Below are 16,893 nucleotides of genomic sequence, written 5' to 3' on the forward strand. Positions count from 1 at the left end.
GACTGGCTGGACGATTGTTCGTTCAGTATATATCTGGCAAATCACCTGTTATCCATAAACTCGGCAAAAGAAAGGTCTCTCCATGGCGGATATCAGCATCGGCGCCGCGGCGCCCGACTTCGATCTTCCGCGCGACGGTGGAGGCCGCGTTTCGCTGGCTGATTTCCGCGGCAAGCCGCTGGTGCTTTTCTTCTATCCCAAGGACGACACGACGGGATGCACAGCAGAATCGCTTGCCTTCACCGCACTTGCTGATGAGTTTGAAAAAGCTGGCGCTGCCGTCATCGGCATGTCCCCGGATTCCGTGAAATGCCATGACCGGTTCATCAAGAAGCACAATCTTGCGGTTGTCCTGGCGTCTGATGAAGAAAAGACGACACTTCAGGCCTATGGCGTGTGGAAGCAGAAGACCATGTATGGTCGCCATTTCATGGGTGTGGAGCGCACGACATTTCTGGTGCGCGAGGACGGGACGATAGGAACGATCTGGCAGAAGGTGAAGGTGCCTGGTCACGCTGAAATCGTGCTGGCCGCGGTGCAGAACCTGTCGCAATGACGCCTCGCTCCAGCATCACATCCCTGCGTGGGGGAGCGATCGGTGCGATCGGCGCGGCGGATCTCGATGAGAAGACCACGCTTGCCCAGGAAACCGCCATACGTTGGTTCGGTCGCACGCTGTCACTGCGTTCGCCGCTCGACGCGCCGGTTCCCGAGAGGCCAGGCCGTCCAGACAAGCCAGTTCTGATACCGCCGACCCTGGTCGAGAGGCGTTCCTTGCATACCGTCAAAGGGCGCATCGCGTTGCTGCATGCCATCGCCCATATCGAGCTTAATGCGGTCGACTTGGCGCTTGATATCGTGGCGCGATTCGCGACCGAACCGGTGCCGAACTCCTTCTTCGACGGGTGGATGCAGGTCGCTTTCGAGGAAGCAAAACACTTCCGCATGGTGCGTGCCCGCCTGAAAGACCTGGGAGCAGACTATGGTGACCTGCCCGCCCACGATGGTCTGTGGCAGGCTGCGCATTCGACCAGGAATGACCTGACGGCGCGACTGGCCGTTGTCCCGCTCATCCTCGAGGCGCGCGGGTTGGACGTGACGCCGTCGCTGCAAGCAAAAATGCGCGAAACCGGAGATTTCGAGAGTGCGGCTGTGCTCGATGTCATTTACAACGACGAGAAAGGTCACGTTGCGATTGGCGCCAAATGGTTCCGTTTTCTCTGCGTACGCGAAAGGCGGGATCCGGCACGAACATTCCACGAACTTGTGCGCGCCAATTTCCGTGGTCCGTTAAAGCCTCCCTTCAACGACATCGCGCGAGCCGAAGCCGGCCTGACGCCGTCGTTCTATCGTTCGCTGACATCGACGAGCAACGCCTGATCTCATAGCGACAGCCATGCTGACCTAAGTAAATATTAACCATAATCATGCGTAATTGCGGCAATTGAGGCATCAGCCGTCAATTGGGAGATACTCCGTGACGCATGCACAGCAAAGCCGCGTATTCGGTCAGAGAAAACAACAGCATATACTGATCCTGGCGAGCGGCGATCGGGTCCGTCATCTGACTGTCAGGCCCTGGATGGTGGCACTCGTCGTCTGCTTCGTCGGCGTCTTTGCAATCGGCTATCTTCTGGCCACGTCCTATCTCGTGCTGCGTGACGACCTGATCGGTGCGACGATGGCAAGACAGGCGCGCATGCAGCATGACTACGAAGACCGAATCGCCGCCCTGCGCGCTCAGGTGGACCGCGTTACGTCGCGTCAGTTGCTCGATCAGCAGGTTGTCGAAGACAAGGTCGACAAACTCATGGAGCAGCAATTGGCGCTCACCACGCGCCACGGCAAGCTGGACTCCCTTCTCGATCGCGCCGAGAATTCTGGGCTGGGTGGCAAGGAGACGACACCACTGCAGTCCTACGCTCCTGAAACCAAAGACAAGCGAGCCTCGCTTTCGGGGGCTGTTCAGGCCATTGAAAATCAGCTTGCCGGCAATGACGAACCGGCCGACGTGACGCCTGACAACGATACGCTGGGCGCTCTGCCGCCAAGGGAGACCGTCGGCGATCGTGCCGACCGGGTTTTCTCCAAGGTGACGCTGTCGTTGAAGGACATCGAGCAGAAGCAGCGCACTCGCATCGCGCAGCTGACAAGCGATGCGGGAGGCGCAGCCGATGCTATATCCAGGGTGCTCACGCGTTTCCGCATTTCGGTGCCGGCCGAACGCGTGAAGCAAGACGACAGCGCAATCGGCGGTCCCTATGTCGAACCGGAAACCACTGATGATTTCGACAGCTCGCTTTCACAGCTCGATGATGCCCTCACGCGCCTGGAGATGGTGCGCATCACGGCGGATTCGCTGCCCTTCCAAAATCCTGCTGTCGGAAAGGAGATCACCAGTTCGTTCGGCAACAGGCGCGATCCCTTCCTTGGGCGCCTGGCGCTGCACTCCGGCATCGACTTCCGCTTTACCCCGGGCGAGAAAGTGCGCCCGACAGCGCCGGGCAAGGTGATCGCCGCCGGCTGGACGGGTGGCTACGGCAACATGGTCGAGGTGGACCATGGCAACGGCATTTCCACCCGCTATGGCCATATGTCGGAAATTCTCGTGAAAGTCGGCGACAAGGTAGACCGCAATGACGTGATCGGCCTCGCCGGCAGCACCGGCCGCTCCACCGGCACGCATTTGCACTACGAGGTCCGTCAAGATGGGCGCGCCCTCGACCCTATTTACTTCATGAATGCGGGCTTGAAGCTTGCCAGTTACATGAAGTAACGACACGCAATAACCACGTCTTTACCTCTGCACTGGTCGCAAAGCCTGTATTCCTTGACTTAAGGGCAGTTTCGGCTTATGTCGCGCTGCATTGCGGCACGCAATCATGCCGACTCAACCAGAGTACGGCCGAACCGGAACGGAAACAGTTTTCCCTTTGACGACATTTGCTGATCTTGGCTTGAGCCAAAAAGTGCTTTCCGCTGTGACTGACGCGGGCTACACGACGCCAACTCCGATCCAGGCTGGCGCGATTCCTTTTGCGCTCGAGCGCCGCGATATTTGCGGTATTGCACAGACCGGAACGGGGAAGACCGCATCCTTCGTCCTGCCGATGCTGTCGCTGTTGGAAAAGGGACGTGCCCGCGCCCGAATGCCGCGCACGCTCATCCTTGAGCCGACACGCGAGTTGGCTGCGCAGGTCGCGGAGAACTTTGAAAAGTACGGCAAGAATCACCGGTTAAATGTCGCCCTGCTGATCGGTGGCGTCTCCTTCGAAGATCAGGATCGCAAGCTTGAGCGCGGCGCCGATGTGCTGATCTGCACACCTGGCCGCCTGCTCGACCATTTCGAGCGCGGCAAGCTCCTGATGAGCGGTGTTGAGATTTTGGTCATCGACGAGGCCGACCGCATGCTCGACATGGGTTTCATTCCCGATATCGAGCGTATCGCCAAGCTCATTCCGTTCACCCGCCAGACGCTGTTCTTCTCAGCCACCATGCCGCCTGAGATTCAGAAGCTGGCCGATCGCTTCCTGCAGAATCCGGAACGCATCGAGGTTGCCAAGCCGGCGTCGACCGCAAAGACCGTAACGCAGCGTTTCGTTGCCTCGCATGGCAAGGATTACGAGAAGCGCGCCGTTTTGCGCGACCTCGTCAAGTCGCAGACCGATCTGAAGAACGCGATCATCTTCTGCAACCGTAAGAAGGACGTATCCGATCTCTTCCGGTCCCTGGATCGTCATGGCTTTTCTGCCGGCGCTCTGCACGGTGACATGGATCAGCGCTCGCGCATGACCATGCTGCAGAACTTCAAGGACGGTAATCTCCAGCTTCTTGTGGCTTCCGATGTCGCCGCTCGCGGTCTCGACATCCCTGATGTAAGCCACGTTTTCAATTTCGATGTTCCGATCCATTCTGAGGACTATGTTCATCGCATTGGCCGTACCGGCCGCGCAGGCCGTTCCGGGGCTGCATTCACCATCGTCACCCGCCACGACCAGAAGCACGCCGACGCAATCGAAAAGCTGATCGGCGAGAAGGTCGAGTGGTTGAACGGCGACCTATCTGCCTTGCCCCCTGCCGAACCTAGCCGCGACGACGATCGCTCGCGTCGCAAGGGTCGAGACAAGGACCGCGGCCGCGGCAAGGGCCGTGGAGGTCATAAATCTGATATCGGCGTCGCGGATAATGACGTCGAGACGATGGAAACAGCAGCACCAGCAAAGGTCGAAAGCGTGAAGCAAGAGCGCAAAGCAGAACAGAACAAGCCGCAGCAGAGCTCGCGCGTCAGCCGTCCTTACCCGGCAAATGATGACAATCGAGACCGCCGCCGCTACCGCGACCACGACGACGGCCCGACGCCAGTCGGCTTCGGCGATGAAATTCCTGCCTTCATGTTGATCACGGCTAACGCCAAGATCTGACGCGTTATGGGCACGCCAGGCATCGATTTTCCAGGGGTCGGTGTTGGCCTTGTGATTTTGCGTGACCGCAAGATCCTGCTTTACAAGCGTATCCGCCCGCCAGAGGCCGGCCACTGGAGCATCGTGGGCGGCAAGGTCGATCACATGGAGCCGACCGAGCAGGCGGCGCGTCGTGAAGCGGAAGAAGAGACCGGCCTATCGATTGGCCGCGTCAGTCTCCTCGGCCCCGCGGAAGTCATCAGCAACGCCGATGGACAGCACTGGGTTTCCCTGCTCTATATTGCCTCAGAATTCGACGGCGAACCGAATCTCACAGAGCCAGAAAAGCTCTCTGACTTCGGCTGGTTCAGCCGTTCCGACCTCCCTCAGCCTCTCTCCGCATTCGCGGCGGCCGCCATGGCCAGACTGAAAGCCGACGAACTTCTCTAGGCCTCATTCCGACCGGAGCGCTGCCTCATAGGCAAGGCGTACCCACCGCGCCATAAGATCGGGGTCGTCATAGGCATCATCGGGGATCGACCAGTATGGCATTTTCACCGGATTTCCCTTCTTGCCATCATAAGCCCATTGCGTCGCCCCTGCCGCGGCGAATTCGGGCGCGCTCTGCTCGTCGGCTTTCAGCAACATCTCGCCTCGCACCTCGACTGCAACGATCCGGCCCATGTGGTAGATTCCTTTGCCGCCGAACATCCGTTTGATAGTGACGGGGCCAAGCCCCTGAAATATTTCTTCGATCGCCGCCGCGTCCATCCCTCAACCCTTCAAAATTCCACCTGCCGCAATGACGGCCTCGGGCGTGTCCACATCCAGATGAGCCGCGTCGCCGATGTCGATGTCTACCACAGGCACTCCCGACGTTTCGATGATGTGTCGCGCCCCGACGTCACCTTCCAGCCTCATGACCTCATCGAATAGCGACTTCGGGATAATCACGGGATTGCCCCGCTTGCCGCGCGAGACGGCACGGATGATCGACTGGCCGTTTGCTTGCCTGAATGCCGTAATCAGTGCATCGAGATCGCCACTGGAGACGCCCGGCATATCGGCCAACATAACCAGGATTCCATCCGCCTCCCGCGCCTGCTCAACGGAAAATCCTGTGGCGAGCGACGAAGCCATGCCAGAGGCATAGTCCGGATTGTGGACTGTCGTCGCCTTCAGCCCGGACAGTGCCGCTTCGATGTCGTTCTTGCGATGTCCGGTCACGACGATGACCGACGACGACCGACTGCCGATCGCGTTCATCGCCGATCGCCGAATAAGCGGCACACCGTCAAACTCTGCGAGCAGCTTGTGTGGACCGCCCTCGCCCATCCGGCTGGCTTTGCCTGCGGCGAGAAGGACCGTCGCAACATTGCCCGCAGGGACAAAGCGCGCCTCTGCCTCGCGAATGCTCGGCCGTGTTTGAATTTCCATCAGAAGACCTCCCACGCCCATGCCGCTGATGTCGATTGCGCTCGGTTGTTCACCGGCCAGGATCCGATCCAGTACCCAGTCGAAGCCATTCTCTTTCGGGCTGCGTGCACATCCCGGTGCCCCGATTACGGGAATGTCGCCAATGTGCCCGAGAACGAGGAGGTTACCCGGATCCACAGGCATGCCGACTTGCACCACTTCGCCCCCCGCCTGTCGAATAGCCTCGGGGATTACATCCTCGTCGTCGATTACGGCGGACGCTCCGAAAAGGACGAGCAGTTTTGGCGCCTCATCGGGCACACCCACGACGTCTCGTAGCGCCTTTGCAACCGGCTCCACTCGATGAGCGACCCGGGCTTCCCTCACGAGATGACTGCCGGATGCAATCAACCGGCGGGAAAGCACCCGCGCCGTCTTGTCCATCACCGCTGGCTTCAGCGATGGCAGCTCGGTCGCAATCAGTGAGACTGATCGACTGGCAAAGGGTTTCACCTCGAATGCGGATGTGGCCCGCAGTACCTCGCACGCAATTTCGAGTTTTGCGCCGGAAACGGCGAGCGGAATGATCTTGAATGTTGCAACCATATCGCCCTTCCGAACGGGCACATGGTCGTTCAAGCAGGCAAGCGTTATGGCCGGGTCGATCCTGTTCAGTCGGTCAACCGAAGTGCGGCTTGCAATGAACAGCCCGTCAACGGTCGAATACACATTCACCCGCCCCGTGGAGGCCTCCGAGAAGCGCAGGTGGTCGGGCGCAACGGCCTGGGCAAGTCGTTTCGCCGCCTCGTCCTCGCCGATGTCGCCCGGCTCCATGCGCGCCGCGATCACATGCTCTATGCCTTCGCCGCGCAGCCTGGCGACATCACTGGCGTCGATCCTGTGACCTTTCGGCAAGCTGCCGCCTGCAAGCTTCAGCGCATGCGCGAGAATCAAGCCGTCTGCGACGTCGACGGAAAACGAACCGAATTTCATTTCTTGTCACCAATTGGCGATATGGCCCGTGTCCGCAGCGTCTGGACGATCTCGGCGAGAATGGCGAGCGCGATTTCGGCGGGGCTCGCCGCACCGATGTTCAGCCCGATCGGCGCGCTGATCCTGCCAAGTGCCGCCTCGTCTACGCGATCGGCGCGCAGGCGTTCCAATCGCGCCGCGTGCGTCTTGCGGCTTCCGAGGGCTCCGACGTAGAAACAGCCGATCCGCAACGCCTCGGCAATCGGGTAATCGTCTATCTTCGGGTCATGCGTCACTGCGACGAGCGCGCTATAGGCGTCCAGCGGACGATCCTTGAGCACATCAACGGGCCAATCCGCAGTCAGATCGATGCCGAGGAACCGTTCTGGCGTGGCGAATGCCGTTCGCGGGTCGATGATCCGCACATCGAAACCGGCGAGAGATGCCATCTGCGCGAGGACCTGACTGATATGAACGGCACCGATGATCACGATATGGGCCGGCGGCAGATGCACGTTCAGAAAGTAGCGATGTCCCTCGACGTCGATTGCCGTCGATCTACCGGAGCGCAAGGCTGCCTCGACGGCATCCTGTAGCGGAGGCTCTACCAAATCTCCCTCGATGACGACGCTGTCGCGACCGCTATCGAGATCGGTCAGCAGTATGGCAGCCCGGCGAGCCCGCCGAGCGTCATTGAGCCGCGCAAGATTTGCGGCATCCATCAATCGAGCCTTTCAACATAAATGCGAATACGGCCACCACAGGAAAGGCCGACCCGCCATGCAGTTTCATCCGCCACGCCAAATTCGAGCATCTTTGCTTTGCCGTCGGCGATCACGTCTAGAGCCTCGGCAATAACGGCACCCTCGACGCAACCGCCAGATACAGACCCTTCGAAATTGCCATCGCGGTCAATCACCAGATGGCTTCCCGCCGGACGTGGCGCCGAGCCCCACGTCTCGATCACCGTGGCAACAGCAACGTCCCGGCCGCCCTTTTGCCAGGCTTCCGCCAACATCAGTGGATCAAGGTCAAAGGACGTCACTGTCATGCGATGCCTTTCAAGGTTTCAAGATACCGGCGCGGATCGTACGTGGTCGATCTGGTCGCGCCGAGTGCCGCCGCGAGGTCGCTCAAGGATGATAGATTGTGAACCGGTCGGAATTCGTCAACATGCGGAAGCATCGCGCGCACGCCACGTGCCCGCGGCTCGAAGCCATCGAAGCGCAGCAGTGGATTGAGCCAGATGAGACGCCGGCAGGAACGATGCAGCCTGTCAATCTCGGTTGCGAGCATATCCGTTCCCTCGCGCTCCAGCCCGTCGGTGATAAGCAGCACGATCGCGCCTTGCCCGAGGACACGCCGAGCCCAGAGCCGATTGAACTCTTTCAGCGTCTCCCCGATCCGAGTTCCTCCGGACCAGTCCTTTACGGCAGCTGCACATTCGTCCATTGCCTCGTCGGGATCCTTATGTCGCATCTGCCGGGTGACGTTCGTGAGGCGTGTACCGAACAAAAAGGTATGAACCCGCCGGCGCTTCTCTGTCAGGACATGGAGAAAGTGTAGAAAGATTCGCGTGTACTGGCTCATGGAGCCGGAGATATCGGCAAGAACCACCAAGGGCGGCTGGACCTCGCGGATTTCACGATATCGCGGAAGAATGAGACCTGCCCCGCTGCGCAGTGCGGCCCGCATTGTCGCACGCGGGTCGACACGAGTGTGGACATGCGATGGCCGAAAGCGCCGAGTGGGCACCTTATCCAATGGCAACTGCAGTTTCGCGAGAGCCTTCTTGGCAGCAGCAGTCTCCAACGCGGACATTTGGGCAAAATCCATTCGCCGGAAGACCTCATTGCCGGACATGGTGAAGCGCGCGTCGATCTCGATGTCGGGTTCGTCGCGCGGCGGCTTGTTGTCCCGACGCTCGCCGAGCAAGGCGTCCGCGGCGCGGCTTGCGCCGGGCTTTGCTTTCTCCCTTGCGCGTGTATCCGGCGCCCGTGGTGACATCATCGCGATCATCTTTTCGACAAGGTCGCGCGAGCGCCAGAAAAGGCGAAACGCCTCGTCGAAGACCGGCTTGTCTTCGTGCCGCTTAACGAAGACGGACGACAGGGCGGCGTGAAATTCCTCGCGCGACCCGATGCCGATTGCCTCGACCGCATCAATGGCATCGACGATCGCCGCCGGCCCGATTTTCATGCCGGCCTTTCGCAATGCTCTGGCAAAGAAAACGACGTTGTCGGCAAACCGTCGGTCGCCGACCGGAAGGGGCGCAACGGCGATCACATCCTGTCCGCTTGTCGGATCCATCAGCTACCCTGCCGCCTGCAGTTCGCTCTTTATATCGTCCAGAACTTTGACGCCGTCGCTGCCTTGAATGCGCGCGATATCGTCCTGGTATTTGAGCAGTGTTCCGATCGTATCGGAGATCGTTTCCGGATCGAGCGCAAGACGGTCGAGTTCCGTCAGCGCCGTCGCCCAGTCAATCGTTTCGGCAACTCCGGGGTTTTTGAAAAGATCCAATGTCCGAAGCTTCTGCACATAGGCAACGATCTGCGCGGACAGTGCGGCATTGCAATCCGGTACCTTCCGGCGAATGATCTCCAGCTCCTGCGGCGCATTGGGATAATCGACCCAATGGTAGAGGCAACGTCTCTTTAGAGCGTCGTGGACCTCGCGCGTCCGGTTCGTGGTGATGATGACGATCGGCGGTTCGGCGGCGCGGATGGTGCCAAGCTCGGGGATCGTGACCTGAAAGTCGGAAAGAACCTCCAGCAGAAAGGCTTCGAACGCCTCATCGGTACGATCGAGCTCATCGATTAGAAAGACGGGTGCCCGACCATCGGCACTGGATAAAGCCTGCAGCACGGGCCGGCGGATCAGGTATCGCTCGGAGAAGATATCGGATTCTATTCTGTCCCGGTCGGTCAAGCCGGACGCTTCGGCCAACCGAATTTCCAGCATCTGTGCGGGGTAGTTCCATTCGTAGACAGCGGATGAAATATCCAGCCCTTCGTAGCATTGCAGGCGGATCAGCGGTCGCCCTAAAGCCTTCGACAGAACTTTGGCAATCTCCGTCTTACCGACGCCCGCCTCCCCCTCAAGAAAGAGAGGCCGCTTCATCTTTAGGGCCAGGAAGAGCACCGTTCCAAGCGCCCGCCCTGCCAAATAGTCCTGATCACCCAGCATCGCGATCGTCTCGTCGATCGACGAAGGCAGCGGCTGACACGCTTGATCCGGCATGTTTCCTCCCTTTTTGTAAGGAGTTATAGCGTGTGATAGTCCCGGTTCATATAGACAAGCGCCGGCTTCGCCTCGTTGTATCGCACCGCCACCACCTCACCGAAAATGATATGGTGTGTCGACATTTCCTTGATTTCGCTAACGCGGCAATCGAAGGAGGCAAGAGCGTCGTGAAGAATGGGCGCGCCGGTGACGAGCTTGTCAAAGACGCCCGTCGCGAAACGCTCTTCATTTGTGATCTGCATACGGCCGGAAAAAGCGTCGGCAAGCGCTTGATGGTGCGCCGCAAGCGTGTTCAATGCGAAGATACCGCTGCGGAAGAAGATGTCGTTTTTCGGATTGCTGTTGTTTAGACACACGAGGACGGTGGCAGGGCTATCCGTTACCGAGCAAGCGGCGGTGATCGTAACGCCCCGGCGCTCCTCGCTGATTGCGGTCGTCACGAGCTGCACGTGGCCTCCAAAACGGCTCATCGCATCCCGGTAGAGACGCGGATCGATTGGTTGCTTATTCAACAAATGCATTCTCCATCCGGCGTTCGCCAGCTTGCTGTTTCCCGTAATATGAAGGTGATCGGTTACCTTTTCTACAAAAGCCGGGCGAAAAGCTTGCCAATTGTGCGTTTTTCTTTGACGATCGATGCCGGACGGATAAAAGAGCAGGACAAACGACAGGGACCTGCAGCTTTTATGAATACTATGCGTGGCCTAGCACTTCTGCCGATGCTGCTCATTGCGGCCGCAGAATGCCATGCCGCCGGGCTTACGATTGGTGTCGTAGCGCCACAGAGTGGCAACCTCGCGCCAATTGGAGCGCAGATCATCGCGGGTGCCACTGCCAAGATAAAGCAGGACGGCAACGCGATCGTTACGGTCGGAGAGACCTGCGAGGAAAACAGCGGTGCGGCCATTGCCGATGCGCTGATCAATGCGAAGGTCCAGGTCGCCATCGGTTTTCTCTGCAGCGAGACGCTCGAGGGCGCCTTGCCGAAGTTGAAGGACGCCAATATTCCGGCGATCACCGTCTCCGTACGCTCACGCATCCTCATGGAAGATGCCCTAAAAAATGGCTGGCCGGTCTACCGGCTGACGCCAGCCGATGGCGCCGAAGCCGAGAAGATCATCGAGGTGATCTTGCGCGAATGGGCGGCCTTTCCGATCGCCCTGATCGAGGATGGCACAATCCATGGTCGGGAACTTACGGAAGCAATCCGCAACGCCCTTGAGGAAAAGGGCCTCAAACCCGTCTTCACCGACACCTATCGACCTGGCCAGGAGCAGCAGGTCGCGCTCGTGCGGCGACTGAAGAAAGCCGGGGCGACAAAGGTGTTTGTCGGCGGCGATCGCAGCGACGTTGCCGTCATTGCGCGTGATGCGCTGGCGGAAAAGATCCATCTCGATATTCTTGGCGGCGATACCATGCGTGCGGCCGACCAGCCTCTTTCGCTTGCCGATGGCGTTCTCGCGGTGGTACTACCCGACTATTCCGCCCGACCGGAAGCCAAGCCGGTGGTCGATGCGTTTCGAGCGAGCGGTGTCGAGCCCGAGGGCTATGTGCTGCCTGCCTATGCCGCAGTGGAGATCGCTGCGAAAGCTGCCCAGGACGCAAGCGCGGACGACCGGCCCGTCGCGCAGCACATTGGCGGCACGTCCTTCGAGACGGTCATCGGAAAAGTTGCCTTCAATGCCGGCCATGAATTGGCCGATAACCCCTACCGTATGCTGCAGTGGCACGCCGGTTCGTTCGTCCCGCCAAGTGCGCCGATCGAATAGGACGTTTCACCGCGACATCGGTCATACGGAGAGACTTCAATGACTACGCCCATTCGCATCGCGCCATCCGTCCTGGCTGCCGATTTTGCCAAACTTGGCCAGGAAGTCCGCGACGTGGTAGCGGCCGGCGCCGATTGGATCCATCTCGATGTTATGGACGGTCATTTCGTGCCCAACATTTCGTTCGGTCCTGATATGATCAAGTCGCTGCGTTCCTACACGGATGCGGTTTTCGATTGCCATCTCATGATTGCCCCTGTCGACCCATACCTCGAGGCCTTCGCCAAGGCGGGATGCGATCGCATCACCGTCCATGCAGAAGCCGGGCCACATCTCCACCGCTCGCTGCAGACGGTGCGAAGCCTGGGCAAGAAGGTTGGCGTGACGATCAATCCGGCCACGCCGCTTTCGGCAGTCGAGAACGTGCTGGACGACGTCGACCTGATCCTCATCATGTCCGTCAATCCTGGCTTCGGCGGGCAGAAATTCATCCCCGCAATGGCCGACAAGATCGCCGCCGCCCGGTCACTGATCGGTGATAGGCCAATCGATCTCGAGGTTGATGGCGGCGTGACGGTCGACACCGCGCCAATCATCGGAAAGGCCGGCGGCAACGTTCTCGTCGCCGGTTCGGCGATCTTCAAGGGCGGTTCGGTCGACACCTACAAGTCCGCGATCAGCGCGCTGCGCAGTGCCGCCGAAGGCAAGACCAAGCCGTGACGAAAGTGAGCCGTCCTTGATCTCAGAGCGGCTCAAGGCGGCTCGTCCGCCCCTTTCCGATCTCTTCGCAGGCGCCATTCTCTGGGGCATGCAGATGCTCGCGTCTGCTATGGCTGCGCTCTATCTGCGAAATGGGATGGAGACGGCGCATGTACGCGACCTCGCGATCCTCTATTTTGCAGGCGGGCTGCTCGCTTGGCTGTTCATGTTGCCCTTGGGGCGTTTCCTTGCGCATCGACGGCCCCTGGAAACGCGGTTTGCCGCCTTTTTCCTGACACTTGCCGCAGGCACCATTCTGATGACGGCCTTTCTTTTTGCTATGGACTACCGGGTCTTCTACTCAGCGTGGCACGCATCCTTTGGATCCCTGACATGGGTTTTCCAATTCGTCTTCACCGCAGCGAGCGCCGTCTATCAGTTTGCGGTGCTCGGAATTCGCCTGTTTCTTCCGCTAGGCCTCCTCTGCCTTTTCGGCACCAGTGTTGCGCTTGCCAAACGCATGCGTTGAGATTGCCGCCTGTCTTTGCTACAGGGGCGCCAGCATTTCTTTTGTGAACGAAAGCAGGAAGCCATGATCCCGCGCTACTCCCGGCCAGAGATGGTCGCCATCTGGTCGCCCGAAAGCAAATTCCGCATCTGGTTCGAGATCGAGGCTCACGCCTGCGATGCTCTCGCCGAACTGGGCGTCATTCCGAAATCCGCTGCCAAGACGATCTGGGAACGAGGCGGCGCGGCCACGTTCGACGTTGCGCGCATTGATGAAATCGAAGCCGTCACCAAGCACGATGTCATCGCCTTCCTGACGCACCTTTCGGAAATCGTCGGACCCGATGCCCGCTTTGTTCACCAGGGCATGACCTCGTCGGACGTTCTCGATACCACGCTGAACATACAGCTCGTCCGCGCAGCCGATATTCTGCTTGCCGATATGGATCGCCTGCTTGCCGCGCTCAAGGGGCGCGCCTTCGAATACAAGGACACCGTCCGCATCGGTCGCAGCCATGGCATCCATGCCGAGCCTACCACGATGGGCCTGACGCTGGCCCGCTTCTATGCCGAAATGAGCCGCAATCGCGCGCGCCTGGTGGCCGCGCGTGCGGAAATCGCAACTGGCGCGGTTTCAGGCGCCGTTGGCACCTTCGCCAATATCGATCCACGCGTGGAGGAACATGTCTGTGCCAAGCTCGGCCTGATCCCCGAGCCGGTTTCGACGCAGGTCATCCCGCGCGACCGTCACGCGATGTTCTTTGCCACACTCGGTGTTATTGCGTCTTCCATCGAGAACGTCGCGATCGAGATCCGCCACATGCAGCGCACGGAAGTGCTGGAAGCCGAGGAATACTTCTCGCCGGGCCAGAAGGGGTCTTCGGCCATGCCGCATAAGCGCAATCCGGTTCTGACCGAGAATCTCACGGGCCTCGCACGCCTGGTCCGCATGTCCGTGGTTCCGGCCATGGAGAACGTCGCCCTCTGGCATGAGCGCGACATCAGCCATTCGAGCGTCGAGCGCGCTATCGGGCCGGATACGACGATCACGCTCGACTTCGCCCTCAACCGTTTGGCCGGGGTCATCGAAAAGCTCGTGGTATATCCCGACAACATGATGAAGAATCTCGATAAATTCCGTGGCCTTGTGCATTCGCAGCGCGTGCTTCTGGCGCTGACGCAGGCAGGCGTCTCGCGTGAGGACGCTTACCGGCTCGTTCAGCGCAACGCGATGAAGGTTTGGGAACAGGGCAAGGACTTCCTCGAGGAACTGCTGGCGGACCAGGAAGTTCGGGCGGCGCTATCCGAAGAGGAAATCCGCGAGAAGTTTGACCTCGGCTACCACACGAAACACGTTGATACGATCTTCCGGCGCGTCTTCGGGGCTGCCTAAGTTGAATTTCCGGAACGGCGTCCGCCAGGGCGCCGTTTTCCGTTTGGGCTACGGGACTTTGCCGATGCCCTTTGGTCGTTCGCCTCGTTTCCGGCATTCGTTTTTTCCGACGTTCGTTTCGTCCGCTCGTCCTGCACTCCCTTCGCGGCCTTGGCGACAAGGCTATCCAAGCGCTCAAGATCCTCGTTGTCGAGGTGCTCGATCCCGATGAACTTGTTTTCGGCGTGGCTCGTCAGAATAATTTCGTTGAGCTTCGCCTGGACGGCACGAGCATCCCTGGTCTGTGCGTTCTGCAACACGAACACCATCAGAAACGTGATGATCGTCGTTCCTGTATTGATGACCAGCTGCCAAGTCTCCGAGAAGTCGAAGAGTGGGCCTGTTGCTGCCCAGACGGCGACGAGCACGACGGCAAGCACGAACGCCACCGGCCTCCCTGCCCAATCAGACGTCTTGCTGGCAAAGCGGGTAAACAGATGTTGCGACGTAGCCATGCATAACCTCCTCGGTATTCGCCTCAGCGAAACTCCAAGGGAGGTGGTCCAGTTCCCCGGTCCAGACGGTCAGACGACCGGTGGGGCGACGAGCTTCCTGTAGAGGTGCCAGCTGGCGTGGCCGAGCACTGGCATCACCAGAGCTAGTCCGACAAACAGCGGGATCGTACCGCCTATGAGGGAAACGGCGATGATAAGTCCCCAGCAGAAGACGGGGATCGGGTTAGCGACGGTTGCCCTCACCGAAGTTTCCATCGCACAGACGAGGCCAACGTCCCGATCCAGCAGCAAGGGGAAGGTAACGACGGTCGTCGCCAGAACGATGATGGCAAAGCCAAGACCTAGCACGTGTCCCCATATGATCAGTTGCATACCCTGAGGCGTGCCGAAGATCTCGGAAAGAAAGAGGGAAATCGAGCGCGGAAAAACATCGCCAAAGACATTGGAATAAAGGGTCTGCGCTGCGACGAGCCAGACGACGAAGAAGCCGAACAGCAGCAATCCGCCGGCAACGATCGATGGGAAGGCCGGCGATCTCGTGACATCGACAGCATGCTTCCACGAGGTGTCCATGCCGGCTTCGCGCCTGCGGCTGATCTCATAGAGCCCGATCGCGGCGATGGGACCGATCAGCGCGAAGCCTGATATCAGCGGGAATACCATCGGCAGGAGGTTGGCACTTGATGTTGCGAGCGCAAGGAAAATACCGGCAATCGGATACATCAGGCATAGAAAGACATAGTGGGATGGCTTTTCTCGAAAATCGTCGAGCCCGCGCCTAAGCGCATCAAAGACATCCGCAACGCTGATCTTGTTGACGACCGGGCGTGTGTAGACATCGCTTGCACCCGACATAACATGGAATGCCGTCATGGCTTTCTCCTCCTCAGCCAAGATAGCCGGCAGCGAAGGGATCGGCGATATCACCGATACGAGACGCAACCGGCACCGCCGAAAACATAACAAATTTCGCCGGCCTTGTCCCACCCTCCCTTGACATCGCCGCCAAGCTTTCTCACATCGGGCCATCATGAAAGCTTCAGACGCCGAAATCCTCATCATCCCCGGTTATACGAACTCCGGTCCCGACCACTGGCAAAGCCGCTGGGAAGCCAAGCTCAGCACCGCTCGTCGCGTCGAGCAGGCTGAATGGTCGAAGCCCGTCCGCGACGATTGGGTGAAGCGTATTGCCGAAGAAGTGAACTCAGCTACGCGACCTGTCGTGCTGGTTGCGCATTCGCTTGGCATTCCCTCTGCCATCCACGCTATCCCCCATTTCCGCAATGAAGTGGCAGGGGCGTTCTTCGTGGCCCCCCCCGATGTTGCCAATCCTGCAATACGGCCGAAGCATCTGATGACGTTTGGCCCCTATCCGCGCGATCCACTTCCATTTCCGACTATCACGATCGCTAGCCGCAACGATCCCTTCGGCAGTTACGAGCACGCCGATGACATTGCGGCCAGTTGGGGTTCGCTCCTCATCGACGCCGGTGAGGCCGGGCACATCAACAGCGAATCCGGCCACGGACCCTGGCCGGAAGGCACAATGGTATTTGCGCAGTTCTTGAGCCGCTTGAAGCGGTCCTAGACACCCGTTCGATCCTGAGAGCACCGGCTGAGTTGCTGGACAGAACAGGTTTTGTGCGATCAGCAACGCCGTTGACGAGGAGCCTCGGTTCGAGCATCCCTGGAATAGGCGGCTACCTAGAAAATGGCGGCCTCAGTCGCCTTCGCCGCGAATGAAGAGAACGCCCGCCAAGCCCACAAGAACAATGCATTGCAGTATAAACATTGGCCATTCTGGAGACACGCTGGTCCCTCCCCAATCGATCCGATCTCGGGTGCTCCCAGCCAAGTGTACGCACGTTAGGGAAAAGTTACACGCATATAGCGCCACAAACACAAGCCTATAACGGTTACGTGACTGTTTTTTCTAGCTTATTATTTTCACGGCATTAATCGCTTGTTTAATTTAGCGGATGCAAAATAGATGCGCG

General features: G+C 59.3%; 19 protein-coding genes. 10 read left to right on the top strand and 9 right to left on the bottom strand.

Features of this window, described 5'->3' with window-relative positions:
- The first annotated feature begins 82 nt into the window (after positions 1 to 82).
- From BN77_RS13870 to BN77_RS13890, 5 genes are all read left to right on the top strand, one after another.
- Complete coding sequence (locus tag BN77_RS13870) at positions 83 to 556, top strand: peroxiredoxin (protein WP_007532855.1); 474 nt, start codon at positions 83 to 85, stop codon at positions 554 to 556.
- Positions 553 to 1,380, top strand: a complete 828-nt coding sequence (locus BN77_RS13875; RefSeq protein ID WP_007532858.1) for a ferritin-like domain-containing protein — start codon at positions 553 to 555, stop codon at positions 1,378 to 1,380. Before BN77_RS13870 ends, BN77_RS13875 begins: the two co-directional genes overlap by 4 nt.
- A gap of 97 nt (positions 1,381 to 1,477) precedes the next feature.
- Complete coding sequence (locus BN77_RS13880; protein ID WP_007532861.1) at positions 1,478 to 2,776, top strand: M23 family metallopeptidase; 1,299 nt, start codon at positions 1,478 to 1,480, stop codon at positions 2,774 to 2,776.
- A gap of 157 nt (positions 2,777 to 2,933) precedes the next feature.
- Positions 2,934 to 4,421, top strand: a complete 1,488-nt coding sequence (locus BN77_RS13885; RefSeq protein ID WP_040677181.1) for a DEAD/DEAH box helicase — start codon at positions 2,934 to 2,936, stop codon at positions 4,419 to 4,421.
- 6 nt (positions 4,422 to 4,427) lie between these two features.
- Positions 4,428 to 4,850 carry an NUDIX domain-containing protein gene (locus BN77_RS13890; protein ID WP_007532865.1) on the top strand — a complete coding sequence of 141 codons (423 nt, stop codon included), beginning with the start codon at positions 4,428 to 4,430 and terminating at the stop codon, positions 4,848 to 4,850.
- A gap of 3 nt (positions 4,851 to 4,853) precedes the next feature.
- On the opposite strand, the gene BN77_RS13895 is transcribed toward BN77_RS13890, so the two are convergent.
- From BN77_RS13895 to BN77_RS13925, 7 genes are read right to left on the bottom strand one after another with little or no spacing between them, the layout of a single operon-like run.
- Positions 4,854 to 5,171, bottom strand: a complete 318-nt coding sequence (locus tag BN77_RS13895) for a TfoX/Sxy family protein (RefSeq protein ID WP_007532867.1) — start codon at positions 5,169 to 5,171, stop codon at positions 4,854 to 4,856.
- Between the two features lie 3 nt (positions 5,172 to 5,174).
- Positions 5,175 to 6,809: an NTP transferase domain-containing protein gene (locus BN77_RS13900; RefSeq protein WP_007532869.1), complete on the bottom strand. Its 1,635-nt coding sequence runs from the start codon at positions 6,807 to 6,809 to the stop codon at positions 5,175 to 5,177.
- Positions 6,806 to 7,510 carry an XdhC family protein gene (locus BN77_RS13905; protein WP_007532871.1) on the bottom strand — a complete coding sequence of 235 codons (705 nt, stop codon included), beginning with the start codon at positions 7,508 to 7,510 and terminating at the stop codon, positions 6,806 to 6,808. Before BN77_RS13905 ends, BN77_RS13900 begins: the two co-directional genes overlap by 4 nt.
- Positions 7,510 to 7,839: an XdhC family protein gene (locus BN77_RS13910; RefSeq protein WP_007532872.1), complete on the bottom strand. Its 330-nt coding sequence runs from the start codon at positions 7,837 to 7,839 to the stop codon at positions 7,510 to 7,512. Before BN77_RS13910 ends, BN77_RS13905 begins: the two co-directional genes overlap by 1 nt.
- Entirely contained in the window at positions 7,836 to 9,098 is a 1,263-nt protein-coding gene (locus BN77_RS13915; RefSeq protein WP_007532873.1) for a vWA domain-containing protein, read from the bottom strand. Before BN77_RS13915 ends, BN77_RS13910 begins: the two co-directional genes overlap by 4 nt.
- Positions 9,099 to 9,101: 3 nt before the next feature.
- Positions 9,102 to 10,031, bottom strand: a complete 930-nt coding sequence (locus tag BN77_RS13920; protein ID WP_007532875.1) for an AAA family ATPase — start codon at positions 10,029 to 10,031, stop codon at positions 9,102 to 9,104.
- Positions 10,032 to 10,054: 23 nt separating this feature from the next.
- A complete protein-coding gene (locus BN77_RS13925; protein ID WP_007532877.1) occupies positions 10,055 to 10,549 on the bottom strand; it encodes a flavin reductase in 495 nt (164 codons plus the stop codon).
- 171 nt (positions 10,550 to 10,720) lie between these two features.
- Between BN77_RS13925 and BN77_RS13930 the strand changes: the two genes are divergently transcribed.
- The 4 genes from BN77_RS13930 to purB all read left to right on the top strand — a co-directional run bounded on the left by BN77_RS13930 (position 10,721) and on the right by purB (position 14,402).
- Complete coding sequence (locus tag BN77_RS13930) at positions 10,721 to 11,803, top strand: branched-chain amino acid ABC transporter substrate-binding protein (protein WP_040677786.1); 1,083 nt, start codon at positions 10,721 to 10,723, stop codon at positions 11,801 to 11,803.
- A 39-nt stretch (positions 11,804 to 11,842) separates the two neighbouring features.
- Entirely contained in the window at positions 11,843 to 12,523 is a 681-nt protein-coding gene (gene rpe / locus BN77_RS13935; RefSeq protein ID WP_007532881.1) for a ribulose-phosphate 3-epimerase, read from the top strand.
- Between the two features lie 16 nt (positions 12,524 to 12,539).
- Complete coding sequence (locus tag BN77_RS13940) at positions 12,540 to 13,031, top strand: hypothetical protein (RefSeq protein WP_007532883.1); 492 nt, start codon at positions 12,540 to 12,542, stop codon at positions 13,029 to 13,031.
- Positions 13,032 to 13,094: 63 nt separating this feature from the next.
- On the top strand, positions 13,095 to 14,402 hold the full coding sequence (purB, locus tag BN77_RS13945) for an adenylosuccinate lyase (protein WP_007532885.1): 1,308 nt from the start codon (positions 13,095 to 13,097) through the stop codon (positions 14,400 to 14,402).
- Here purB and BN77_RS13950 read toward each other — a convergent pair.
- On the bottom strand, positions 14,399 to 14,896 hold the full coding sequence (locus BN77_RS13950; protein WP_007532887.1) for a low affinity iron permease family protein: 498 nt from the start codon (positions 14,894 to 14,896) through the stop codon (positions 14,399 to 14,401). The two genes, purB and BN77_RS13950, sit on opposite strands and share 4 nt — an antisense overlap.
- Before the next feature lie 69 nt (positions 14,897 to 14,965).
- On the bottom strand, positions 14,966 to 15,769 hold the full coding sequence (locus BN77_RS13955; RefSeq protein WP_007532888.1) for a DUF2189 domain-containing protein: 804 nt from the start codon (positions 15,767 to 15,769) through the stop codon (positions 14,966 to 14,968).
- Between the two features lie 157 nt (positions 15,770 to 15,926).
- Between BN77_RS13955 and BN77_RS13960 the strand changes: the two genes are divergently transcribed.
- Positions 15,927 to 16,484 carry an RBBP9/YdeN family alpha/beta hydrolase gene (locus BN77_RS13960; RefSeq protein WP_007532889.1) on the top strand — a complete coding sequence of 186 codons (558 nt, stop codon included), beginning with the start codon at positions 15,927 to 15,929 and terminating at the stop codon, positions 16,482 to 16,484.
- Positions 16,485 to 16,893 lie beyond the last annotated feature (409 nt).

This window comes from Rhizobium mesoamericanum STM3625 (assembly GCF_000312665.1).
Taxonomy (GTDB): Bacteria; Pseudomonadota; Alphaproteobacteria; order Rhizobiales; family Rhizobiaceae; genus Rhizobium; species Rhizobium mesoamericanum.